Here is a 22,092-nt window from a genome sequence, read left to right as displayed (position 1 = left end):
GCAAGGCTGAGCCTCGCCGGGTCAGTCTGGGATCAGGGATGACGAACGCCTCCTCGCTCGAACGGCGCCTGCGGTCGGAATTGACCGGCGACGTGCTGTTCGACGGCTTCAGCCGCGGCCGCTACGCCACTGACGCCTCGTTCTACCAGATCATGCCATCAGGCGTGGTGGTCCCCAAGACCATGGACGAGGCCTTGCGGGCGCTGGCGATCGCGCGCGACGAGGGGCTGAAGGTCACCCCGCGCGGCGGAGGCACCTCGCAATGCGGGCAGACCGTCAATGACGGCCTCGTGATCGATCTATCCAAGCACCTCAACCGGATCCTGTCGCTCGATGTCGAAGGCCGCACCTGCGTGGTGGAGCCCGGCATCGTGCTCGACGACCTCAACCGTCAGCTCAAAAAGCACGGCCTGTGGTTTCCCGTCGACGTCTCCACGGCCTCCCGCGCCACCATCGGCGGCATGGCCGGCAACAATTCCTGCGGCGGCCGCTCGCTTCGCTACGGCACCATGCGCGACAACACGCTGTCGATGGAGGCCAGCCTCGCCGACGGCACGCTGAGCCGTTTTGGCGAGGTCGCGCGCGATCTCTCCGACCTCGAGGCCGGCAACAGTACCCGCGCCCTGTTCCGCGACATGCTCGACCTCGGCAGCCGCGAGGCCGACGAGATCGCCGCGCGCTTCCCAAAGGTGCAGCGCCGCGTCGGCGGCTACAATCTCGATGCGCTGGTGCCGCGCAATGCGCCGAACAACATGGCGCATCTGTTGATCGGCTCGGAAGGCACCCTCGCCTTCACCACCAAGGTCGAGCTGAAGCTGTGGCCCGTGATCCGCAACAAGGCGCTTGGGGTCTGCCATTTCGGCAGCTTCTACGAGGCGATGGATGCGGCCCAGCACCTCGTCAAGCTCAAACCGATCGCCGTCGAGCTGGTCGACCGCACCATGATCGCGCTCGGCCGCGACATCGCGATGTTCCGTCCGATCATCTCGGCGGCGATCAAGGGCGATCCGGACGCCGTGCTGGTGGTCGAATTCGCTGAAGAAGACCAGTCGGACAATCTGGTGCGCCTCAAACAGCTCAGCGAGCTGATGGCTGATCTCGGCTTCGGCTGGAACAACGAGCCGCGCAAATGGGGCGGCGTGGTGGAGATCACCGAGCCGGCGCTGCAGAGCGGCATCGCCGATTTCCGCGCGGCCGGCCTCAACGTGATGATGTCGATGAAGCAGGAGGGCAAGCCGGTTTCCTTCGTCGAGGATTGCGCGGTGCCGCTGCCGCACCTCGCCGACTACACCGCGCGGCTGAACGACGTGTTCGCCAGGCACGGCACCAGCGGCACGATGTACGCGCACGCCTCCGAGGGCTGCCTGCATGTGCGCCCCGTTCTGAACCTGAAGCTGGAGAAGGACGTCAAGGCGATGCGCGCCATCGCCGAAGAGGCCTTTGCGCTGGTGCGCGAGTACAAGGGCTCGCATTCCGGCGAGCACGGCGACGGCCTGGTGCGCTCGGAATTCCACGAGAGCATGTTCGGCGAACGTCTCGTCGCCGACTTCAGGGAGGTGAAGCAGCGTTTCGATCCCGCCGGCGTGCTCAATCCCGGCAAGATCGTCGATGCGCCCAGAATGGACGACCGCTCGCTGTTCCGCTTCAAGCCCGACTATCGCGTCGGCGAGCTGAAGACGAAGCTCGACTGGTCGGCTTACCCCGGCGCCGGCGGCGGCTTCCAGGGCGCGGTCGAGATGTGCAACAACAACGGCGCCTGCCGCAAGCTGGAGGGCGGGGTGATGTGCCCGTCCTACCGCGCCACGCGCAACGAGAAGGACGTCACGCGCGGCCGCGCCAACACGCTGCGGCTCGCGATCTCCGGCCAGCTCGGCCCTGATGCGCTATCGTCCGACGAGATGATGGAGACGCTGAAGCTCTGCGTCTCCTGCAAGGCCTGTCGCCACGAATGCCCGACCGGCGTCGACATGGCGAAGATGAAGATTGAGGTGCTGGCCGCACGCGCCGCCTCTCACGGGCTGACGCTCCGCGACCGGCTGGTCGGATATCTGCCGCGCTATGCTGGCCTTGCTTCGCGCTTGGCGCCGCTGGCGAATTTGCGCAACGGCAGCCCGCTGCTGCGAAGGCTGTTCGAGCGCTTTGCCGGCATCAGCGCGCGCCGGGCCCTCCCCGCCTTCCGCAGTGATGTGTTCGTGCCGCCGGCCGAAAGCGTCGGGCCTACGGACGGTCGCGAGGTCGTGCTGTTCACTGATACCTTCAACCGCATCTATGAGCGCGAGAATCTCGACGCCGCGCTGCACGTGCTCACGGCCGGCGGTTATCGCGTGCATCTGCCGAAGCCGGTGAGTGGGAGCCGCCCGCTGTGCTGCGGCCGCACATTCCTGTCAGCCGGCCTCGTCGACGAAGCCAAGGTCGAGCTCGACCGGCTGGTTTCGACATTCGCGCCATACGCGGCGCGCGGCGTGCCGATCGTCGGCCTCGAGCCGAGCTGCCTCCTGACGCTGCGCGACGAGCTCGCTTCGCTGCGCAAGGACGACGAAGCCAGGGCGGTGGGCGCCCACGCGCTGACCTTCGAGGAGTTTCTGGCGCGCGAGGCCGAGGCCGGAAGGCTGCAACTGCCGCTCGGCATCGTCGCGGACAAGGCCGTGGTGCACGGCCATTGCCATCAGAAATCCTTCGGCGCCTTCAAGCCGGTCGAGCAGGTGCTGCGCCTCGTCCCGGGCCTTGAGGTCGAGACCATCGAGTCGAGTTGCTGCGGCATGGCCGGCGCGTTCGGCTATGGTGCCGATACCTACGATGCCTCGATCGAGATGGCCGAGCTGTCACTGCTGCCGGCCGTACGACGCGCCGATCAAACTGCGCTGGTCGTCGCCGACGGCACCTCCTGCCGGCACCAGATCCACGACGGCACGAAGCGCGAAGCGCTTCACGTCGCCCGCGTGCTGGCCATGAGCCTCGATCGCGCCAAAAGCCTCGATCGCGTCAAGTCCAACCCCATTTCTCCAGCTGCAAAGGAAACCAGCCATGGCTGACCTTACCCTCGACACCGCCCGAAAAATCCTCGACGCAGCCTTCGCGAAGGCCGGCGAGCTGAAGCTGAAGCCGCTGGTCGTCACCATCCTGGACGCGCGCGGCGTGCTCAAGCTCGCGGCCGCGCAGGACGGCACCAGCCTGATGCGCGCCGAGATCGCGCATGGCAAGGCCTATGGCGCGCTCGCCATGGGCATGGGCTCGCGCGCGCTGTTCCAGCGCGCGCAGGAGCAGGCCTATTTCATCGATGCTGTGAACACGATTGCCAAGGGCGCACTGGTGCCGGTCCCCGGTGGCGTGCTGATCATGGACGGCGCGACTCTGCTCGGCGCGGTCGGCGTCTCCGGCGACACCTCCGACAATGACGAGGCCTGCGCGGTGGCGGGGATCCAGGCGGCGGGGCTGAAGGCGAACGCGGGGTGAGATTGTCATTCCGGGGCGCGCGCAGCGCGAGCCCGGAATCCATGGTGCAGCAGATTATGTCGACAAATGGATTCCGGGCTCGCGCGAAGTGGCGCGCCCCGGAATGACAGCAGAGAGCAGTGCCCCTGCCTCCTCACCTCCCCGTCCAGACCGGCTTCCGCTTCTCGCTGAACGCTTTCAGGCCTTCCCTGGCGTCCTCGGTCATCGCGAGCAGCGCGATCTGGCTTTCGGTGTAGGCGATGCTCTCGTCGAACGACATCGAGGCGATCGCGCGCATGGCGTATTTGCCGCGGCGGATCGCGGTCGGGGATTTGTCGACGATGCGGCCGATCAGCCAGTCGACCTTGGCATCGAGCTCGGCGGCAGGCACGACATAGTTGAGCAGGCCGGCGGCCAGCGCGGCCTTGGCGTCGAACGGCTCGCCCGTGAGCGCCCATTCGTTGATGAGACGGGGCGGAGCGATGCGCTGGAGCAGGCTCAGCACCTGCATCGGGAACACGCCGACCTTCACCTCCGGCAGGCCGAAGACGACGTGATCGGCCGCAACCGCCATGTCGGTCATGCATAGCAGGCCCATGCCGCCGGCCATGCAGACGCCACCGAGGCGCGCAATTGCCGGCTTGGTGGCGTTCTGTGACAAACGTAACAGATCGGCATAGTCGACATTTGGTTTAGAATGATCCATCGCGAAAGCCGCGCCGGAATTCTGCAAGTCGGCGCCCGCGCAGAACGCCTTGTCGCCCGCGCCCGTCAGCACGATGACGCGGACGTCCTTGTCCTCATGCGCGTCGCGATAGGCTTTCGTGATCCCGGCGATGACCTCGCCGTTCAGCGCGTTGCGTTTCTCCGGCCGGTTGATGGTGATCCAGAACGCCTGCCCGCGCTTTTCCGTGATGATTGCTGTGGTGTCGGTCATGGCATGCTCACTTGCTTGGTCCCGTTTTGCAGCCATTTGCGGCAGGACCGGCGGCGCGCGCAAGGGCAATCTGCAGGATCGCCTCACCATAGCGTGTGGGCGCAACTTCGCTTCGCGATTGAACTGGGGCTTGCGCGCGTTATCCTGACCGGAGATTTGATCACCGATGAGCCATTTCATGCGCGCCGCATTGATGTTGTTGCTGGCAGGATTGGTTGTGCTGAGCGGCGGCGCCGCATGCCATGCGGCCGACGCCGCGAAGATCGCGCTGGTGATCGGCAACGCGAAATATCCCGACAATGAGTTCGTCCTGAGCGAGGTCGCCAACGATGCCCAGGACGTCGCCGAGGAATTGAAGCGCGGCGGCTTTGTCGTCGACAGGCAGAGCAATCTCACCGGCGATGCCATGCGGCAGGTGCTGGGCCGTTTTTACGACCGCATCGAGCGCGGCGCGGTGGCGCTGATCTTCTTCGACGGCTTTGCCATCCAGTCCAACCGTCAGACCTATCTGCTGCCGGTCGACGCCCAGATCTGGACTGAGCCGGACGTCTCGCGCGACGGCTTCGGCCTCGACGCCATCCTCGCCGAGATGAACACGCGCGGTGCCGCCATCAAGATCGCGCTGATCGACGCCTCCCGCCGCAACCCGTTCGAGCGGCGCTTCCGCCGCTATTCGGCTGGCCTGGCACCGGCGATCGCACCGAGCAATACGCTGGTGCTCTACTCCGCCGCGCTCGGCGCGGTCACGGCGACCGGCAAGACCGATCGCAGCCTGTTCGTCGCCGAACTGCTGCGCGAAATGCGCGCGCCGAACATCAGCGCCGAGCAGGCCCTGACCAACACCAAGAACGGCGTGGTTGCCGCCACCAACCGCGAGCAAGTACCCTGGCTGTCCTCCTCGCTGACGACGGAGTTCTCGTTCGCAAGCCCGGCGACGCGGCCACGGGACGACACGGCCAAGCCGGAGGTGCAGACACCCGAGCCGCTAAAGCCGGTCTGCGAGGTACCGCAGGCGGAGCCCGCCCCGAATGCGGACGAACTGGCACGAGATCCCGTCATCGCCGATCTCAGCCGCAGGATCACCGCCAACGCCAACGACGTCACCTCGCGCTACAAGCGCGGCCAAGTCTACGCGATCAAGCGCGCCTATGCGCTCGCGATACAGGATTTCGACGCGGTGCTCCGCCGCGCGCCCAAGGACGCGGAAGCCCTGAACAACCGCTGCTGGAGCCGGGCTGCGACGGGCGACCCGCAAGGCGCGCTCGCCGACTGCAATCTGGCGCTCCAGATCAACCCCGGCTTGAGCGATGCGCTCGACAGCCGCGGCCTCGTCAACCTCAAGCTCGGGCGCAATGCCGAGGCGACCAAGGACTATACCGACGCGATCCAGCGCAACCCGCGCTCCTCATCCTCGCTGTTCGGCCGCGGCATCGCTGCGCGCAGAAGCGGCGGCGACGGCGCCACCGATATCGCGCAGGCGAAGTCGATGAACCCGAACATTTTGAAGGAATTCGCAGGCTACGGCGTCACGGAGTGCACGCCTTGAGCTGAGGCCGCCTTCCTGATCCAGACCTTGTTGTCGTGGAACGCCGCGCCGCCGATCGGCGCGATGGTGTCCGCGCCCGTCAGCGTGTTGATGCCGCGGCCGCCGATGTGGTTGCTGTTGGGGTGAACGGATTCGGCGATCAGGACACCGCGCCGCACGCCCTCGAACAGCGTCGCGATCAGCGTGGTCTCGCCGCGGCCGTTGCCGAGCGTCACCGCATCGCCATCGGCGATGCCGAGCGCGGCGGCGTCGAGCGGGTGGATCATCACGCTGGCCCTGCCCTCGCGTGCCTGCGAGGACGGCGTCTCGTTGAAGGTGGTGTTGAGGAAGCTGCGCGAGGGGCTGGTCGCAAGCCGGAACGGATGGGACTGGTCGGCGTGCTCGATCACCGCCCAATGGTCCGGCAGATCGGGCATCGCATCGACGTCGCCCATGGTCACGCCGAACGGCGGATGCGCCCAATCGGCCTTGAAATGGAATTTTCCGTCGGCGTGAGCGAAGCCGTCGAGATAATGCGAGGTGCGGAAATCCGGCTGCAGGTCGCGCCAGATGTCGGCTTCGAGGTCGGCGATGTCGCCGTGATTGCTCAGCTTCAGCGTGGCGTCGATCAATTCGCGCGGGCTCATCTCGAAGCCCGGATGCCTGGCGCCCAGCCGCGGTGCCAGCGCCTGCAACACCTCGTGGTTGGAGCGGCATTCGCCCGGCGGGTCGATCAGCTTCGGCCCGACCGAGATGTGCTGATGGCCGCCGCCGTAATAGAGGTCGTCATGCTCCATGAACATGGTCGCCGGCAGCACGATATCGGCCATCTGCGCCGTCTCGGTCATGAACTGCTCGTGCACCGCCACGAACAGATCCTCGCGCGCAAAGCCCTGCCGAACCAGCGCCTGCTCCGGCGCCACCGTCATCGGATTGGTGTTCTGGATCAGCATCGCCTTGACCGGGCCCTTGCCCTGCAGAGCTTCGGCATCGCCGGTGAGGATACGTCCGATCTGCGACTGGTCGAGCGCGCGGGTGGTCTTGTCGATCGCGTCGTGGCCTTCGATGATGGATTCGTTGAAGTGCCACAGCGCATAATTGTTGAAGAAGGCGCCGCCGCCTTCATACTGCCAGGCGCCGGTCACCGCGGGAATGCACAGCGCCGCATGCATCTGCGTCGCGCCGTTGCGCGAGCGGGTGAAGCCATAGCCAAGACGGAAGAAGGTCCGCTTGGTCTCGCCGACGGCCTTGGCGAACGCCTCGATCTCGGACACCGGGACGCCGCAAATCGCCGAGGCCCATTCCGGCGTGCGTGATTTCAGATGCGCCTCGAGCTCGTCCGGGCAATCGGTGTACTTGTCCATGTAGGCGCGGTCGGCATAGCCATCGCGGAACAGGACATGCATGACGGCGCAGGCGAAGGCGCCGTCGGTGCCGGGCCGCAGGATGATCCTGATGTCGGCCTGCTTCATGGTCTCGTTGTCGTAGATGTCGATCGCCGCGATTTTCGCGCCGCGCTCCTTGCGGGCGCGCGAGGCGTGCGTCATCACGTTGACCTGGGTATTGACGGGATTGGTGCCCCAGATCACGACGAGATCGGACAGCGCCATCTCGCGCGGGTCGACGCCGGCGATCTTGCCGGTGCCGATCGCAAAGCCGATGCGCGCGACATTGGCGCAGATGGTCTGATAGAAGCGCGAATATTTCTTCACATGGGTGAGGCGGTTGAGCCCGTCGCGCATCACGAGGCCCATCGTGCCCGCGTAGTAATAGGGCCAGATCGATTCCGCACCGAACTCGCGCTCGGCCGCATTGAAGCGGTGGCCGATCTCGTCCAACGCCTCGTCCCAGGAGATCCGCGCGAACTGACCAGAACCCTTGGGGCCGGTGCGGCGCAGCGGATAGATCAGCCGCTCGGGATGATGGATGCGCTCGGCATAGCGGGCGACCTTGGCGCAGACGACGCCGGCGGTGTAGGTCTGCTTCTTCGAACCGCGAACGCGGCCGATGCTGCGGCCTTCGACCACCTCGACATCGAGGGCGCAGGCCGAGGGGCAATCATGCGGACAGGTCGAATGGCGAATCTCGATCTTCGGGCTGATCTTGGCGTGCTGGTTCATGTCCCAGTTCGTAACACCAAAATACCGGCCAGCCGAGCGCATTTATCCGGCAAGCCCCATGCGATTTGCTCAAACCGCCCGCGTCCGCGTTCCTGCCGCAACCGCGAAGGGCACCCGGCAGTTCGCCATGACGTGCAGATGGAACCCGAGCTGCGCCTTTTGCTATTTGTGCAACTGGGTAAGACCGGTCGGCGGACCATCGACGGCGGTCCAGCCGCCGTCGACGAACAGCGTGCTGCCGCTGACATAGCTTGCGGCATCCGAGGCGAGATAGGCGACGGCGGTTGCGACCTCGTCGGCGCTGCTCCAGCGGTTGAACACGGTGTGGCCGGCGTAGAGATTGTAGATGTCGGGGCGCTGCTTGAACGGGCCGGTCAGCGCGGTCTCGGCGATGCTCGGGGCGATCGCGTTGACGCGCACGCCGGCGTGGCCGACCTCGGAGGCAAAGCCCTTCACCAGGAGGCCGATCGCAGCCTTGGTCGAGCCGTAGACGCCGAGACCGGGCTCGATGGTCACCGCGCGGACCGAGGAGCAGGCGATGATGCTGCCGCCCTTCTGCGCGACCATGATGCGGCCGAAGGCCTGGAAGAACCAGATCGTGCCCTTGACGTTGAGGTTGAGGACGCGGTCGAGATCCTCCTCGGTGTAGTCGAGGATGGTCTTGCGGATGTTGAGCCCGGGCGTCGTCACCGCGATGTCGAGCCGCGGAAATTTCTGCATCACAGTTTGGGCCAGCGCGTTGACGTCCGCGGCGCTCGCGGCGTCGCAGCCAGCTGCGTCCGCCCAGCCGCCCTTGTCGCGAATGCCGGCAGCGGTCGCCTCCGCTGCATCGCGCGCGCGATCGGCGCAGACGACGCGGGCGCCGAGATCCGCAAGCGCTTCGGCCGACGACCTGCCGATGCCGGATGCGGCGCCGAGAACGAGCGCGGTCTTGCCGGTGAGATCGAAGAGTTTGCGATAGTCCGTCACTGACAGAATCTCCCTGGTGCTGCTAGCCCTTGTAGCCCATCAAGAGGCGCGGCAGCCACAGCGAGAATGCAGGGACGTAGGTCACGAACATCAGTGCTGCGATCAAGGCGACGTAGAACGGCAGGATGGTGCGCATCACCGCGCCGACCGAGATGCCGCCGATGGCGCAGCCGACGAACTGCGTCGTTCCGACCGGCGGCGTGTTGAGCCCGAGGGCGCAATTGATCAGCATCAGCATGCCGAATTGCACCGGGTCCATGCCCGCCTTCATCGCGATCGGCAGGAAGATCGGGGTGCAGATCAGGATCGTTGCCGCCATGTCCATGAACGTGCCGAGCACGAACAGGATGATGTTGATGAGCAGGAAGATCACCCAGGGCTGCGTCGACAACTTGTTCATCATCGCGCCGGCGAGATCCGCCACCTCGTAAAGTCCCATCAGGTACTGGAACATGGTGGAGACGCCGATCAGCAGCAGCACCACCCCGGTCGTCTTCACCGCCTTGGCGGCGGCGCGCAGGAAGTTGCCCCAGGTCATGGTGCGGTAGATGAAGAAGGTCAGCAGGATCGAATAGGTGACGGCGATGGCCGCCGATTCGGTTGCCGTGAAGACGCCGGACAGGATGCCGGCCAGGATGATGCCGACGATCAGAAGCCCCGGTAGCGCGGCCGCCAGCGAGCGGACCACCTCGGCCCAGCCCGGGAACTTGCCGGCGGGATAACCGCGTTTGACCGCGACCGCGTAGGCGGCAACCAGCATGCAGACCATCAGCACCAGCGCCGGCAGGAGGCCGGCCGCGATCAGCGCGCCGATCGAGACCTTGCCGCCGGCCGCCAGCGCATAAATGATCATGTTGTGGCTGGTCGGCATCAGGGCTCCGACCAGCGAGGCGTGGGTGGTGACGTTGACGGCGTAGTCGGTGTCGTATCCCTCCTTCTTCATCATCGGGATCATCACCGCGCCCATCGCCGACACGTCGGCCACCGGCGAGCCCGAGACGCCGCCGAACAGCGTGCAGGCGACCACGTTCGACATGCCGAGACCTCCGCGGATGTGCCCAACGAGGTTCTTGGCGAGCTGCACGATCTTGTCGGCGACACCGCCATGCAGCATCAGCTCGCCGCTGAAGACGAAGAACGGAATGGCGAGGAAGGAGAAGATGTTCATCCCCGACATCATCTGCTGGAAGATGACGGCGACCGGCAGGCCTTCGTAGAGGATGGTGCAGATGGCCGCCAGGCCGATCGCGAAGGCGACTGGTACGCCGAGGATCAGAAAGCCGAAGAAGGTGGCGCCGAGGATGATCAGTTCCATGAGGGGACGACCTCTTCGCCGCGCAGGAGAGCAATGATGTGCTCGATGGAAAACGAGACGATCAGGATGCCGGAGGCGAACAGCGGCACGTAGCGGATCACCTCGGGCAGGCCGAGATTGGGGATCTTCACGGTGCCGACCGACGCGCCGAGGATCCAGCCGTTATAGGCCATGGCAAGGCCGAACACGGCGACCAGAACGTGGATCACGATCTCGATCTTCTCGCGCGCGTGATCGGGGAGCATGACCAGCAGGCTGTCCATGCCGATATGCCCGGCATCGCGTACGCCGACGGCGGCGCCGATCAGCGTGACGTAGAGGATCAGGACCAGCGCCAGGTTCTCCGTCCAGGTCGGGCTGGAGTTGAGCACATAACGTCCGAACACCTGGTAGAAGACGATGGCGACGATGACGAGCAGGCCGGTGACCGAAAGGTACATGCCAAGGCGCGCGATGGGGGCATTGACCCGTGACAGCAAGCCGGTGGACGGGCGTGTTGCTACGGCCCCCTGCTCGTGACTTGCGACGTGTGGGTCTGTCATCCCGCGCCTCCTCACGGGATCCGGTGCCGCTTGGCGGCGACGCCGGACCCGGTTCCCGAATTGTCTTACTTCGTGTCCTGGATGCGCTTGACGAGGCTCTGCAGCTTCTCGTTCCCGGCGAACTTCTGGTAAACCGGCTTCATCGCATCGACGAACTCCGCCTTGTTGCCGATCGTGACCACCTGAACGCCAGCGGCCTCGACGGTCTTGCGGGCGGCCTGCTCACGCGCGTCCCAGAGCTTGCGCATGACGGGCACCGATTCCTTGGCGGCCTTGCGGACCATCGCCTGGTCCTCCTTGCTCAGCGTGTCCCAGACCTTTTTCGAGATCACGAGAACTTCGGGCGCGAGGGAGTGCTCGGTGATGTTGTAGAACTTGGCGGCTTCGAAGTGACGGGAGGATTCGTAGGACGGCCAGTTGTTCTCGGCAGCGTCGACGAGGCCGGTCTTGAGCGCGGTGTAGACCTCGCCATAGGGCATCGGCGTCGGGTTGGCCCCCAAGCTCTGGATCATGCCGACCCACAGGTCGGATTGCTGGACGCGGATCTTCAGGCCCTTCAGATCGGCCAGCGATTTGACCGGTCCCTTGACGGTATAGACCGAGCGCGCGCCGCTGTCGTAATAGGCAAGGCCGACCAGGCCCGCGGGCTCCATGGCTGCCAGGATCTCATCGCCGATCGGACCGTCGAGGACGGTGCGCATGTGCTGCGTGTCCCTGAAGACGAAGGGCAAGCACAAGGCGATGGTCTCGGGCACAAAATTGTTCAGCGGCGATGCATTAATCCGCATCATGTCGAGCGCGCCGATCTTGAGTTGCTCGATCGTGTCCTTCTCCGAGCCCAGGGCGCCGTTCGGAAACACCTTCACGCCAAGCTTGCCGCCGCTCGCCGCCGCGAGCTGCTGGCCCATGAACTTGACCGCCTCGACGGTCGGATAATCGGCGGGGTGAACGTCGGCGGAGCGGAAATCGCGTGCGGTGGCCAGGGGCGCTGAGACCGCCAGTGCAACGGCTGTGATGATACCGGTGAGCGTCTTCATGTGGGCTTTCCTCCTGGGTTGATTGGATTGATTATATCGTTGTCGGCCCGGCTGCAGGCCGCCTTGGGTCGCTCCGCTTCAAGTGTGAAGTCAAGCGCCAATGTCGTCCCTAGGGCGGGCGGCATTCTCTGTCCAAGCCAAATCCGGCATCGATCGATGCAAGACTTGCATCGATCGATTTCTGGCGCAATTCGCACTATGGTGGGTATGGCGGGCTGGCTCGACGTCGCTGGCCTGTGACTTGACGCCTCCAATCGAGGCCCCTCAAGATGTCCCGAACATTGGACTGCCTTGAGGAAATGCCCATGCCGCGGAAGCTGGTCGATATCTCGGTCCCGCTCAGAAACGACGTGACCGCCGATCCGCCGGGCAATCACCCGACGATCCAGTATATCGATCACCAGCAGGGCCTGCCGCGCATGCTGCAGTTCTTCGACGGCCTCAAGGCGGAAGATCTTCCGGACGGCCAAGGCTGGGCGGTCGAGCAGGTGTCGCTATCCACTCACAACGGCACCCATCTCGATGCGCCCTGGCACTTCCATCCGACCATGAACCGCGGCGAGCGGTCATGGACCATCGACGAGGTGCCGCTGGACTGGTGCTTCCAGCCCGGCGTGAAGCTCGACTTCCGGCACCTGCCCGACGGCTACGTGGCGAGTGCAGAGGATGTCGAGAAGGAGCTGCAGCGCATCGGGCGCAGGCTATCACCGCTGGAGATCGTCGTCGTCAACACCAGCGCGGGCGCTAAATTCGGCAAGGCGGACTACGTCAATTCCGGCTGCGGCATGGGCTATGAGGCCACCATGTACCTGCTCGAGCGCGGCGTGCGGCTGACCGGCACCGACGGCTGGAGCTGGGACGCGCCTTTCGTCTACACCGCGAAGAAAATACGCCGAAACGAGAGATGCCGGCTTGATCTGGGAGGGCCACAAGGCGGGACGGCATATCGGCTATTGCCATCTCGAGAAGCTGCACAATCTCGACCAGCTGCCTTCGACGGGATTCACGATCTCGTGCTTTCCGGTGAAGATCGAGCGCGCCTCCGCAGGCTGGACCCGCGCGGTCGCCATCATCGACAGCTAGGCCAAAAGCGTCACTCGCCGCCGAGGCCACTCTCGGCGAGTTCGCGCAGCGCGTCGGTATCGAGCACGACGATGGCGCCGTGCTCGAGGCGGACCCAGTTGCGGCCGGCCCAGGCGCGCAATTGCTTATTGATGCTCTCGCGCGTCATCCCGACCATCTCGCTGATCTCTTGCTGCGTGATGGCGAGCGTGCCGCTGCCGGAATCCAGCTTGCGCTCTTCGGTGAGACCGAGCAGTGCACTGGCAAGCCGACCCGGCAGATTCTGCAGGATCACCTGCTCGACCTGCTGACTGGTCCAGCGCAGACGCGCGCACAGCAGCTCGATGAACTTCATCGCCAGCGCCGGCTGGCTCTTTACGAACGGCAGGAAGTCCCGGCGATCGATGACGTAGAGCTCGCAATTGGTATTGGCGGTCGCATCCGCCGACCTGGGCGCGCCGTCGAGCACGGCGATCTCGCCAAAGATTTCTCCTGGGCCGATGAGATTGAGAATGGCGTTCCGCCCATCAGGCGATGAGGAGGAAATCTTGACTGTCCCTGCGATCACCGCGAACAGGCTATTGCCGGGATCGCCCTTGGCAGCGATCGTCGCGCCACGCTTGACGGTGGTGTGCTTGGCGTAGCGGCAGAGTTGGTCGAGCGCTTCCGGCTCCAGATCCGCGAAGATCGGATGCTTTCGCAGGACCGATAGTTTGTTGCCCGCTTGTTGTCGGGGATCGCCGGTCTTGTCCTGAGGCACGCCGCGGGGCTCCTAAGACTACGAGGCACTGAGTTCCTGCGTAGTCAACGTTACCAGGCATTTCAACCGGAAAGCACGCGCGCGATTTGAGGCAAATGCCACGAAAAGGCCGCAACGTCGGAAGTCAGCAGCCGAAAGCTGCGGCGATGCGTCTTCTTCGACGCAGAGTTGCGGATTACGCAAACCGCGATTGCGTCGAGACGCTGCCGAGGGCCCGCGCCCGCCTGGGCGAATATCGGCCCTGGCGCGCCGGACTCAGACCTGGACCTGGACTTGGACCTGGACCTGGACCTGCAGAAGGCTTCAGTGCCTGGAATCCGGATCGAGCCGGCCCGCCCTGGTTTGCCGGTCAGCCCAGGCCAGAACTGCGCCGAACACGACAAAGATCGCGACGACGACAACGGTCACCAGTAACGCGTCAGCAGGCATCATCCCCTCCCGGATTTGTCTCCGGCACTATTTTGCGGGGCATGGCCGCCGTCATTGATCGGGATCAAATTGCCGAGAGAGTCCCGGAGATGAGGTCAGGCTGCGGCCATGGCCTCGACACGGGCCGGATCGAGCAGGCTGATGCCGCCGTGAATGATCTCGATCACGCCGAGACGCTCAAGCTTGGTAAAAGTGCGGCTGACGGTCTCGATGGTCAGGCCGAGATAATCGGCGATGTCCTGACGGCTCATCGGAAGCGCGACCATGTCGGACGGACCGTTGAGCGCGACCAGCCGCTCACGCCAGCCGAGCAGAAAGGTCGCGACCTTCTCGTCGGCCGAGCGGCGTCCGAGCAGGACCATGTGGTCGCGCGCCTGGCTCAACTCGCGAATGGCCAGCTCGTTGATGCGCCTGAGCAGTTGCGGCCGGTCTTCGATGAAACGGCCGAAAGGCCCTTTTGGGAATTGACACACTTTCACCACGCCGATCGCATCGGCCGAAAAATTGTGCCGGCCGGACAGATTCATCCCGAGGAAGTCACCGGGCAAGGCAAAGCCGACGATCTGCCGCCGGCCGTCAGGCAGCAGCTTGTACAGCCGCATGACGCCTTCGAGGACGTTGTAGAACGAGGTTGTGATGTCCTCCTCGGAAAACACGGTCTCGCCCGAAACGAAATGGACGCGGCGGCCGAGATGCTCGAACTCCCGGAGTTCGGCTGCATCGAGCGACGAGCAGACCGCCGCTCCACGCACGGCACAATCGTCGCAATAATGTCCGTTCGGCTCACTCGTGACCACGGAAGGCTTCATCCATCGCTCCCCATGCCGGCCGCGCCCGACGTCAGGCCGAGTCCACCGCGCGGCTGCATTTTACTGCACCGTGCCGCAGCCGATTGACCCAGATCAAATTTGGCTGGCATCCCGCTCTTATTCTACGCCCACGGTTCGACGGGATGATTCCATGCTGCAAAGCGCACTGCTTCACGGCCTGATTGGGCTGCTTCTGATCGCGCCTGCGCTAGCGGCCCCGACCGCCGAACAACGCGGCAAGGCCTTCGCCCGAGCCAATTGCGCACGCTGTCACGCGATCGACCGCGCCTCCAAGAGCCCGCTGGAGATCGCGCCTCCGCTACGCACCCTGCATCGGCGCTATCCGATCAACAGCCTTGGCGAGGCGCTGGCCGAGGGGATCTCCACCGGACATGCCGACATGCCGGCCTTCGCGCTCAGCCCGGACCAGATCCACGACCTGCTGTCCTATCTGAAGACGCTGGAATAGTCGGCCTCACACCGCCTGCACGGTCCATCCGATCAGCTCCTTGGCGATGCGCGCGAAGGCGGCATCGAAGGCGGCGACTGATGCGGCCGGCTCGACCTTGTCGAGCTTTTCGCTGGCCTCGATGAGCCGCGATGCGATCACCTTGCCATTCTTGTCGACGATCCGCGCCGACAGTCCGATCTCGGCCCGAGCCTCCCCATCCGTCGCGATCCGAAAGCGCCGGATGTCGAGCAGGAGCTGGTAGTCCGCCGGCCCGAGATCCGTCGTGCGCAGCGGGGCGTGGGCGATGTCGTAGTTCTCGAAACTGTCGATCAGGCGCGCCTGCACCAGTTTCGGAATGCTGTCAGCCCAGAGGAAGTCCGCAAAGCCCGGCCTGTCGCCACCAGGCGCGAACAGCATGCGCTGGGTCTGCAGCATCGCCACCGCCGTCGGCTCGGGAATGGCCAGTGAGGCCGATAGCGTCTTGCCGGCCGGCCCGAGATTCTGCGGCGTGCGCAGGTCGTAGGTGACCTTCTGCGCGGGCGTGCCGCCGCCGGTCATCTTGTCAAGGCCTGCCAGGATGCCGTCGATCTTGCCGGTGTTGCGCGCGAGCCCATCGGAGAAGGTCTTGAAATTGGCAATAGTGTCCTTCAGCGGGCCGGAATTGTCCTGGAGCACCGTGTCCACCCGCCGCAGCGCATCGCGCGCCGCCTGTGTCATGCTCTGGCCTGCGCCGGCCTCCGCGATCAAGGTCGGCAGCTCGCCGGACTTGGCGACGATCACGCCCCCCTCCAATGTCACCACGGGAACGCCGGTCAGTCCCTGAAATTCGAGGCCGACCTTGGTGTCGGCACGCACCGGCGTCGCCGTGGCAACCGAGATCGTGGCATTGACGAAGCGCGGGTTGTCAGGCGCGAGCCCGAGCTGGGTGACCTCTCCGACCCGAATGCCGTTGAACAGCACGCCGGCGCCGACCAGCAGGCCGGGCACCGGCCCCTGGAATTGCACGTGGTAGCTGGTGCGCGGCCCGATGCCGCCGGTGTTGTTCAGCCAATAGACGAAGCCGAACACCGCGACGATCGCGGCCAGCACGAAACTGCCGATCAGCACATAGGGAGCGCGGGTTTCCATCTCTCATCTCATCTCGTGTTGCAGCATCTGTGAGCGCTTACCGTGGAAATAGGCGCGCACCCAGGGATGCTCGGATTGCAGCAATTCGCGCATCGGGCCGATCGCCACGATCTTGCCGTCGGCGAGCGCGGCGACGCGATCGCAGACCGTGGTCAGGCTCGCAAGGTCATGGGTCACCATGAACACGGTGAGCTCAAGCGTCTTTTGCAGCGTCTTGATCAGCGCGTCGAACTCGCCGGCGGCGATGGGGTCGAGGCCCGAGGTCGGCTCGTCCAGGAATAGGATCGGCGGATCGAGTGCGAGCGCGCGCGCCAGCGCCACCCGCTTGGTCATGCCGCCGGACAGCTCCGCCGGATATTTGTCGGCGTCCTCGGCACGCAGACCGACCATTTCGAGCTTGGCGATCGCGATCTCATCCATCAGCTCCTGCGACAGGACGAGATTTTCGCGCAAGGGAAACTGGACGTTCTGGCGCACCGTCAGCGAGGAGAACAGCGCGCCGTGCTGGAACAGGATGCCCCAGGCCATCGCTGCGCCGCGGCCGTGGCCACCGGCGGATTGTCCCATGACCTCGATGGTCCCGCTCCGGCGCGGGATGAGGCCGATGATGGTCCGCATCAAGACCGACTTGCCGCCGCCGGATGCGCCCACCAGCCCGAGGATCTCGCCGCGGCGGACGTCGAGCGACAGATGGTCGAGCACGGTCTGACGACCGAAGCCGACCACGAGATCGCGGACGCGGATCGCGAACTGATCTTGCGATTCTTCCATCGTCACATTCCGATCGAAGCAAAGAAGATCGCGAACAGGCCGTCGAGCACGATCACCAGGAAGATCGATTTCACCACCGACGTCGTGGTCTGCCGCCCCAGCGACTCCGCGCTGCCCTTGACGCGCAATCCCTCGCTGCAGGCTACGATCCCGATCACCAGCGCCATGAACGGCGCCTTCAGGATGCCGACTTCGAAATGGGTGACGGAAATGGCCTCGTGCAGGCGCGCGATGTAGATCGCCGGCCCCATGTCGCCGTAGAACTGCGCGACCAGCCCGCCGCCATAGAGCGCGGCGATCGATCCGATGAAGGTGAGGATGGGCAGCGCAACGACCAGGGCCGCAACGCGCGGCAGGATCAGGACGTCGACCGGATCGAGCCCCATGGTCGAGAGCGCGTCGATCTCCTCGCGCATCTTCATCGAGCCAAGCTCGGCGGTGTAGGCGCTCCCCGACCGTCCTGCGACCATGATGGCGACGATCAGTACGCCGAGCTCGCGCAGCACCAGGATGCCGACCATGTCGACCGTATACGATTCCGCGCCGAACCTGCGGAAGTGGAAGAAGCCCTGCTGTGCGATGATGGCGCCGATCAGGAAGGTGATCAGCGTGACGATGGGGATCGCCTGCCAGCCGATGCGGTAGAGCTGATACACCAGAGAGGTCAGCCGCAACGAACGCGGCCGGCGCAGCACACCGATGACGGCCATGAACAAGGCGCCGAGCATCTGGAGGAAGATCGTGATGTCCTCGCGCGCCCCGACCGTGGACTTCCCGAGATCACCCAGCCGCGCCAGAACCGGATTGGGCGCGGCCGCCGGAGCCGGCGTGCGGCGGTTGACCTGGCGCACCTCGTCCATCAGCCCGCTGAAATGATCGGCGACGCCGACGAACTCGGCTGGCCTGCCTGACGAGGCGGCCTTGCGCGACAGCTTCTCCAGGACCCAGGCGCCGAGCGTATCGAGCGCGCTGATGCCCGACATGTCCAAGGTTACGGCGCGCGAACGATCGACGTCGGCCCCGACCGAGCGGGACAAGATCTCAAGCGTCACCACGTTCGCGGCGGTCCAGGGCCCTTCGGGGCGCAATTTCAGCACGTCGCCGGACGGTGTCACGTGCAGCAGCGGTTCGTGGTTCACGCTTTCCACCTCATCGGGACAATCGGTCCCCATTCAGCCGGCATTTCTAGGCCAGCATGTGGCGGCCGGATTGACCTGTCTCAAGCCTCCGGACGGGCTCCCGCCTCTTGACGCAAATCAAGCGCGATCGCGCGGGCCGGTCTTAGGCTGGGTCGGATGCAATGAGGACACCAAATCCATGTTCGACAGTGACAGGATGAGCGAGGAATTGCGCGGGCTAAAGGTCGACGTCACGCGCCTGTTGAGCACCGCCGGCGAACAGATGTTCGAGAGCTCGAAAGCTCGCACTGATGCGCTCGCCGATCAGATCAGGGCCGCACTCGCCGAGCTCGGCGAGACCGTTGAACAGGAGGGGGAGCAGCTCCGGGGCCTCGTTGCGGAGCGTCCGATTGCCTCGCTCGCCTCCGCCTTCGCGCTGGGTGTGGTTGTCGGCTTCATGCTGAGGAGACACTAGGTGAATACCGAGAATGTCGTCAAACATCTGCGCGTGCTATGGCGCACCGACAGGATCATCGCCGACATCAGGCTGCGCCATTTGCTGATCGGCCTCGGCCTGCGCGCCTTCGCGGCGCTGATCGCCGCGTTCGGGCTGCTGATGCTGGAGCTGTCGGCCTATTTCGCGCTGGTGCAGATCTGGAGCGCGATTGCCGCGGCTGCCATCCTCGGCGCCGTCAATTTCGTCATTGCGGCCGCTCTCTTCCTGATCGCCGGCCGCGCTCCGTCGGGGCGTGACATCGAGCTCGCCAACGAAATTCACGACACCTCCATCGAAGCCCTCCAGCTCGAGGCGCGTGCGCTCCAGGCCCAGGTGTCGGGCGCGGTGCATCATCCGCTCAGCACGATCGTGCCGGTGCTGCTGCCGCTGATCGCGGTCATCATCAAGACTCTGCGGGCGACGACCAGGACGTCCGATGATGCAAATTCGGCCGAGGCGCGCTCGTAGCTGACGCGATCAGAGCTTCAGCCTGACGTCGCAGATCTCAGGCTCGGCCGGGTCCGGCTTGACCTCGAAGCCGAGCTGCCGGCACATGTCCAGCATGACGGTGTTCTCCTGCAGCACGTCGCCCGATATGGTCTTCAATCCTTCCGACCGCGCGTAATCGATGATCAGCTGCATGAGGGCCCAGCCGAGTCCCCTGCCCTTGAGGTCAGACCGCAGCAGGATCGCGTATTCGCCGGTCTCGTAGATCGAGTCGGAATGGAGCCGAACCACGCCGACCATTTCGCCGCTGGCCTCCTCGAATGCGATGAAGGCCATCGCGCGCGCATAGTCGAGCTGGGTCAGGCGTGCGATGAATTCATGGGTGAACTCCTTCATCGGGGCGAAGAAGCGCAGGCGAAGGTCGTGCGCCGTGACGTGACGCAGGAATTCGTGGATGGTCGGCTCGTCCTCGGGACGCATGGGCCGAACGAAGATGCGCCAGTCCTCCTTGAGCTTGAGGCGGCGCTCCCATTGCGACGGATAAGCGCGAACGGCGAAATTGGCCGGGCCGGAGCCGGCGAACTTCCGCTGTGGCGGCCCGACCGCGACGCGGGCATCCACCGCGGTCACGCCGGTTTCGTCGGCCAGCAGCGGGTTGATGTCGAATTCGCGGATCTCGGGAATGTCGGCCGCCATCTGCGCCAGCTTGACCAGCACCATGGCGACGGCGTCGTGCTTCACCGCCGGCACGTCCCGATAGGCCTTAAGCAGCCGCGACACGCGCGTGCGGTCGATCAGATCGCGGGCCAGCTGCAGGTCGAGCGGCGGCAGCGCCAGCGCCTTGTCGTTGATGATCTCCACCGCCGTGCCGCCGCGGCCGAAAACCACCACCGTGCCGAAGGTCGGATCGTCGGCAAGGCCGAGGATCAGCTCGCGCGCCTTTGCCTTGACGACCATGGCCTGGACGATGACGCCGCCGATGCGCGCCTCGGGCCGCAGCTTTCGCGCTCGCGCAAGAATGTCCGTCGCCGCCGCACGCACGGCCTCCGGCGTCGTCAGGTTGAGCACGACGCCGCCGACGTCGGATTTGTGGGTGATGTCCCGCGACATGATCTTCAGCACGACGGTCCCGCCTTGCGCGAAGATGTCCTTTGCATAGGTTACCGCCTGCTCGACATCGGCTGCCGCATAGGTCGGCATCATCGCGATATCGTAGGCTTCGAGCAGGTGCTTGATCTCGACGGGTTCGAGCCACTGGCGGCCGTCCGCGATCGCGGCTGTGACGATCTCTCTCGCCCCCCTGGCATCCGGAACGAACGTATCGGGCATCGCGGGAGGCACCTGGGTCAGCTCCTCCACCACTTCGCGGTGCCGGACCAGATGCATGAAGCCGCGCACGGCGTCGTCCTCGGTCGGATAGTTCGGCACGCCGGCGCTGGAGAGTGCCTGGATGATGTGCTGATCGGCGCCGACCCAGGCCGCCAGCACGGGCTTTGCCCATCGCCGGTGCTGCTCGCGATACTTGGCCACGAGCTCCGTCACGGTCCTGGCGATCTCGGCGGCCGATGCGATCGCCGTCTGCACGTTGAGGACGAGGACTGCGTCGTTGTCGCGATCGGCCAGCAGCTCCTGCAGCGCCGCTGCGTAACGCGCAGCGTCGGCGTCACCCACGATGTCGACCGGGTTTGCACCGGACCAGGTCGGCGGCAGCGCCGCATCGAGCTTGCTGCGCGCATCAGTCGAGATGGTTGCCGGAATACCTCCGAGCTCGACCAATCGATCGACGGCGAGGACGCCGATGCCGCCACCATTGGTCAGGATGGCGAGACGCTTTCCCGTCGGCGATTCCACCCGGCCGAGTGTCTCGGCACAATCGAACAGCTCACGCAGATCGGATACCCGCAGCACGCCCGCGCGGCGGAACGCCGCGTCATAGACGGCGTCGGCACCGGCGAGCGCCCCGGTATGCGTGGCAGCGGCCTTCGCACCCTGCGCCATGCGGCCGGACTTCACCACCACGACGGGCTTCACGCGCGCGGCGGCGCGCGCCGCCGACATGAACTTGCGCGCGTCCTTGATCGCCTCGATGTAGAGCAGGATCGCGCGGGTCTTGTGATCCATCGCGAAATGGTCGAGCAGATCGGCAATGTCGACGTCGATCTGATCGCCGATCGAGACGATGCCGGAGAAGCCGACACCGCGCTGCGCGGCCCAATCCACCATGCCGGCGGCAATGGCGCCCGATTGCGAGATCAGCGCGAGGTTGCCGGCCCCCGGCATGTGCGCGGCGAAACTGGCATTCAGGCTGACGCCGGGCATCATGATGCCGAGGCAGTTCGGCCCGATCAGCCGCATGCCGTGTTTGCGGGCGGCAGCGCTGGTCGCCTCGTGCAGCGATCCCGGTCCCTGGCCGAGCCCCGCCGAGACGATCAGCGCACCCGCAGATCCGCGACGGCCGGCCTGCTCGACGATGCCTGGAATCTCGCCCGCGGGCGCGGTGACGACGACGAGCACGGGCACGAAGTCCAGCTTGTCCAGGCTCTTCACCGCCGCGAGGCCGCCGATCTCGGCATGGCGCGGATTGACGAGGCCAAACCGCCCCTTGAATCCCGCTTTCCGAATGTTTTCCAGGACCGCGCGTCCAACGGACGCCGGACGCGCGCTCGCGCCGACGAGCGCAACCGAGCGCGGCGACAGCAGGTTGTTCAGACGATAAGTCGACATGAAAACAAATGCGCCGCGCC

General features: G+C 65.3%; 19 protein-coding genes and 1 pseudogene. 7 read left to right on the top strand and 13 right to left on the bottom strand.

Annotation, left to right across the window (positions count from 1 at the left end):
* The first annotated feature begins 38 nt into the window (after nt 1-38).
* Both P0R31_RS12620 and P0R31_RS12615 read left to right on the top strand, forming a co-directional pair.
* Nucleotides 39-3,032, top strand: coding sequence for an FAD-binding and (Fe-S)-binding domain-containing protein (locus P0R31_RS12620; RefSeq protein ID WP_275514347.1), 2,994 nt, complete (start codon nt 39-41; stop codon nt 3,030-3,032).
* Nucleotides 3,025-3,453 carry a GlcG/HbpS family heme-binding protein gene (locus P0R31_RS12615; protein ID WP_036043888.1) on the top strand — a complete coding sequence of 143 codons (429 nt, stop codon included), beginning with the start codon at nt 3,025-3,027 and terminating at the stop codon, nt 3,451-3,453. The genes P0R31_RS12620 and P0R31_RS12615 overlap by 8 nt, the downstream gene beginning before the upstream one ends.
* A gap of 133 nt (nt 3,454-3,586) precedes the next feature.
* On the opposite strand, the gene P0R31_RS12610 is transcribed toward P0R31_RS12615, so the two are convergent.
* Entirely contained in the window at nt 3,587-4,369 is a 783-nt protein-coding gene (locus tag P0R31_RS12610; protein ID WP_275514346.1) for an enoyl-CoA hydratase/isomerase family protein, read from the bottom strand.
* 166 nt (nt 4,370-4,535) lie between these two features.
* On the opposite strand from P0R31_RS12610, the gene P0R31_RS12605 reads away from it, so the two are divergent.
* Complete coding sequence (locus P0R31_RS12605) at nt 4,536-5,915, top strand: caspase family protein (RefSeq protein WP_275514345.1); 1,380 nt, start codon at nt 4,536-4,538, stop codon at nt 5,913-5,915.
* On the opposite strand, the gene P0R31_RS12600 is transcribed toward P0R31_RS12605, so the two are convergent.
* The 5 genes from P0R31_RS12600 to P0R31_RS12580 all read right to left on the bottom strand — a co-directional run bounded on the left by P0R31_RS12600 (nt 5,888) and on the right by P0R31_RS12580 (nt 11,877).
* The gene (locus P0R31_RS12600; RefSeq protein ID WP_275514344.1) at nt 5,888-8,014 is read right to left on the bottom strand and encodes a molybdopterin oxidoreductase family protein; all 2,127 of its coding nucleotides are present in this window, start codon (nt 8,012-8,014) and stop codon (nt 5,888-5,890) included. The genes P0R31_RS12605 and P0R31_RS12600 overlap by 28 nt on opposite strands.
* A 162-nt stretch (nt 8,015-8,176) precedes the next feature.
* A complete protein-coding gene (locus P0R31_RS12595; protein WP_275514343.1) occupies nt 8,177-8,983 on the bottom strand; it encodes an SDR family NAD(P)-dependent oxidoreductase in 807 nt (268 codons plus the stop codon).
* A 22-nt stretch (nt 8,984-9,005) separates the two neighbouring features.
* Nucleotides 9,006-10,298, bottom strand: a complete 1,293-nt coding sequence (locus tag P0R31_RS12590; RefSeq protein ID WP_275514342.1) for a TRAP transporter large permease — start codon at nt 10,296-10,298, stop codon at nt 9,006-9,008.
* Nucleotides 10,289-10,840, bottom strand: a complete 552-nt coding sequence (locus P0R31_RS12585) for a TRAP transporter small permease (protein ID WP_275514341.1) — start codon at nt 10,838-10,840, stop codon at nt 10,289-10,291. Before P0R31_RS12585 ends, P0R31_RS12590 begins: the two co-directional genes overlap by 10 nt.
* 65 nt (nt 10,841-10,905) lie before the next feature.
* A complete protein-coding gene (locus tag P0R31_RS12580) occupies nt 10,906-11,877 on the bottom strand; it encodes a TRAP transporter substrate-binding protein (RefSeq protein WP_271537246.1) in 972 nt (323 codons plus the stop codon).
* 305 nt (nt 11,878-12,182) lie between these two features.
* Here P0R31_RS12580 and P0R31_RS12575 point away from each other — a divergent pair.
* Nucleotides 12,183-12,960: pseudogene (locus P0R31_RS12575) on the top strand (cyclase family protein).
* A 10-nt stretch (nt 12,961-12,970) separates the two neighbouring features.
* On the opposite strand, the gene P0R31_RS12570 reads toward P0R31_RS12575, so the two are convergent.
* From P0R31_RS12570 to P0R31_RS12560, 3 genes are all read right to left on the bottom strand, one after another.
* Nucleotides 12,971-13,699 carry a Crp/Fnr family transcriptional regulator gene (locus P0R31_RS12570; RefSeq protein WP_275514340.1) on the bottom strand — a complete coding sequence of 243 codons (729 nt, stop codon included), beginning with the start codon at nt 13,697-13,699 and terminating at the stop codon, nt 12,971-12,973.
* A 303-nt stretch (nt 13,700-14,002) separates the two neighbouring features.
* Nucleotides 14,003-14,131 carry a hypothetical protein gene (locus tag P0R31_RS12565; protein ID WP_275514481.1) on the bottom strand — a complete coding sequence of 43 codons (129 nt, stop codon included), beginning with the start codon at nt 14,129-14,131 and terminating at the stop codon, nt 14,003-14,005.
* A 92-nt stretch (nt 14,132-14,223) separates the two neighbouring features.
* A complete protein-coding gene (locus tag P0R31_RS12560) occupies nt 14,224-14,937 on the bottom strand; it encodes a helix-turn-helix domain-containing protein (RefSeq protein ID WP_275514339.1) in 714 nt (237 codons plus the stop codon).
* A 151-nt stretch (nt 14,938-15,088) separates the two neighbouring features.
* Here P0R31_RS12560 and P0R31_RS12555 point away from each other — a divergent pair, with 151 nt between their 5' ends.
* A complete protein-coding gene (locus tag P0R31_RS12555) occupies nt 15,089-15,406 on the top strand; it encodes a c-type cytochrome (protein ID WP_275514338.1) in 318 nt (105 codons plus the stop codon).
* Between the two features lie 6 nt (nt 15,407-15,412).
* Here P0R31_RS12555 and P0R31_RS12550 read toward each other — a convergent pair whose 3' ends face one another.
* From P0R31_RS12550 to P0R31_RS12540, 3 genes are read right to left on the bottom strand one after another with little or no spacing between them, the layout of a single operon-like run.
* Nucleotides 15,413-16,516, bottom strand: a complete 1,104-nt coding sequence (locus P0R31_RS12550; protein WP_036029008.1) for an ABC-type transport auxiliary lipoprotein family protein — start codon at nt 16,514-16,516, stop codon at nt 15,413-15,415.
* 3 nt (nt 16,517-16,519) lie between these two features.
* Nucleotides 16,520-17,287: an ABC transporter ATP-binding protein gene (locus P0R31_RS12545; RefSeq protein ID WP_275514337.1), complete on the bottom strand. Its 768-nt coding sequence runs from the start codon at nt 17,285-17,287 to the stop codon at nt 16,520-16,522.
* Nucleotides 17,288-17,289: 2 nt separating this feature from the next.
* Nucleotides 17,290-18,426, bottom strand: coding sequence for an ABC transporter permease (locus tag P0R31_RS12540; protein WP_275514336.1), 1,137 nt, complete (start codon nt 18,424-18,426; stop codon nt 17,290-17,292).
* A 178-nt stretch (nt 18,427-18,604) separates the two neighbouring features.
* Here P0R31_RS12540 and P0R31_RS12535 point away from each other — a divergent pair, with 178 nt between their 5' ends.
* Both P0R31_RS12535 and P0R31_RS12530 read left to right on the top strand, forming a co-directional pair.
* The gene (locus P0R31_RS12535; protein WP_275514335.1) at nt 18,605-18,880 is read left to right on the top strand and encodes a hypothetical protein; all 276 of its coding nucleotides are present in this window, start codon (nt 18,605-18,607) and stop codon (nt 18,878-18,880) included.
* Nucleotides 18,881-19,369, top strand: a complete 489-nt coding sequence (locus P0R31_RS12530; RefSeq protein ID WP_275514334.1) for a phage holin family protein — start codon at nt 18,881-18,883, stop codon at nt 19,367-19,369.
* Nucleotides 19,370-19,378: 9 nt separating this feature from the next.
* Here P0R31_RS12530 and P0R31_RS12525 read toward each other — a convergent pair whose 3' ends face one another.
* Nucleotides 19,379-22,072: a bifunctional acetate--CoA ligase family protein/GNAT family N-acetyltransferase gene (locus P0R31_RS12525; protein ID WP_275514333.1), complete on the bottom strand. Its 2,694-nt coding sequence runs from the start codon at nt 22,070-22,072 to the stop codon at nt 19,379-19,381.
* Between the last annotated feature and the right edge of the window lie 20 nt (nt 22,073-22,092).

Origin of the sequence: Bradyrhizobium yuanmingense, assembly GCF_029167105.1 — a bacterium.
Lineage (GTDB): Bacteria > Pseudomonadota > Alphaproteobacteria > Rhizobiales > Xanthobacteraceae > Bradyrhizobium > Bradyrhizobium yuanmingense_A.
Note: the sequence above shows the minus strand (reverse complement) of the source record. Positions and strands in the feature narration are given on the sequence as shown.

Coding starts and splice junctions, on each gene's coding strand:
- P0R31_RS12620 (WP_275514347.1), top strand. CDS start 39: ATGACGAACGCCTCCTCGCTCGAACGGCGCCTGCGGTCGGAATTGACC.
- P0R31_RS12615 (WP_036043888.1), top strand. CDS start 3,025: ATGGCTGACCTTACCCTCGACACCGCCCGAAAAATCCTCGACGCAGCC.
- P0R31_RS12610 (WP_275514346.1), bottom strand. CDS start 4,369: ATGACCGACACCACAGCAATCATCACGGAAAAGCGCGGGCAGGCGTTC.
- P0R31_RS12605 (WP_275514345.1), top strand. CDS start 4,536: ATGAGCCATTTCATGCGCGCCGCATTGATGTTGTTGCTGGCAGGATTG.
- P0R31_RS12600 (WP_275514344.1), bottom strand. CDS start 8,014: ATGAACCAGCACGCCAAGATCAGCCCGAAGATCGAGATTCGCCATTCG.
- P0R31_RS12590 (WP_275514342.1), bottom strand. CDS start 10,298: ATGGAACTGATCATCCTCGGCGCCACCTTCTTCGGCTTTCTGATCCTC.
- P0R31_RS12585 (WP_275514341.1), bottom strand. CDS start 10,840: ATGACAGACCCACACGTCGCAAGTCACGAGCAGGGGGCCGTAGCAACA.
- P0R31_RS12580 (WP_271537246.1), bottom strand. CDS start 11,877: ATGAAGACGCTCACCGGTATCATCACAGCCGTTGCACTGGCGGTCTCA.
- P0R31_RS12565 (WP_275514481.1), bottom strand. CDS start 14,131: ATGATGCCTGCTGACGCGTTACTGGTGACCGTTGTCGTCGTCGCGATC.
- P0R31_RS12560 (WP_275514339.1), bottom strand. CDS start 14,937: ATGAAGCCTTCCGTGGTCACGAGTGAGCCGAACGGACATTATTGCGAC.
- P0R31_RS12555 (WP_275514338.1), top strand. CDS start 15,089: ATGCTGCAAAGCGCACTGCTTCACGGCCTGATTGGGCTGCTTCTGATC.
- P0R31_RS12550 (WP_036029008.1), bottom strand. CDS start 16,516: ATGGAAACCCGCGCTCCCTATGTGCTGATCGGCAGTTTCGTGCTGGCC.
- P0R31_RS12545 (WP_275514337.1), bottom strand. CDS start 17,287: ATGGAAGAATCGCAAGATCAGTTCGCGATCCGCGTCCGCGATCTCGTG.
- P0R31_RS12535 (WP_275514335.1), top strand. CDS start 18,605: ATGTTCGACAGTGACAGGATGAGCGAGGAATTGCGCGGGCTAAAGGTC.
- P0R31_RS12525 (WP_275514333.1), bottom strand. CDS start 22,072: ATGTCGACTTATCGTCTGAACAACCTGCTGTCGCCGCGCTCGGTTGCG.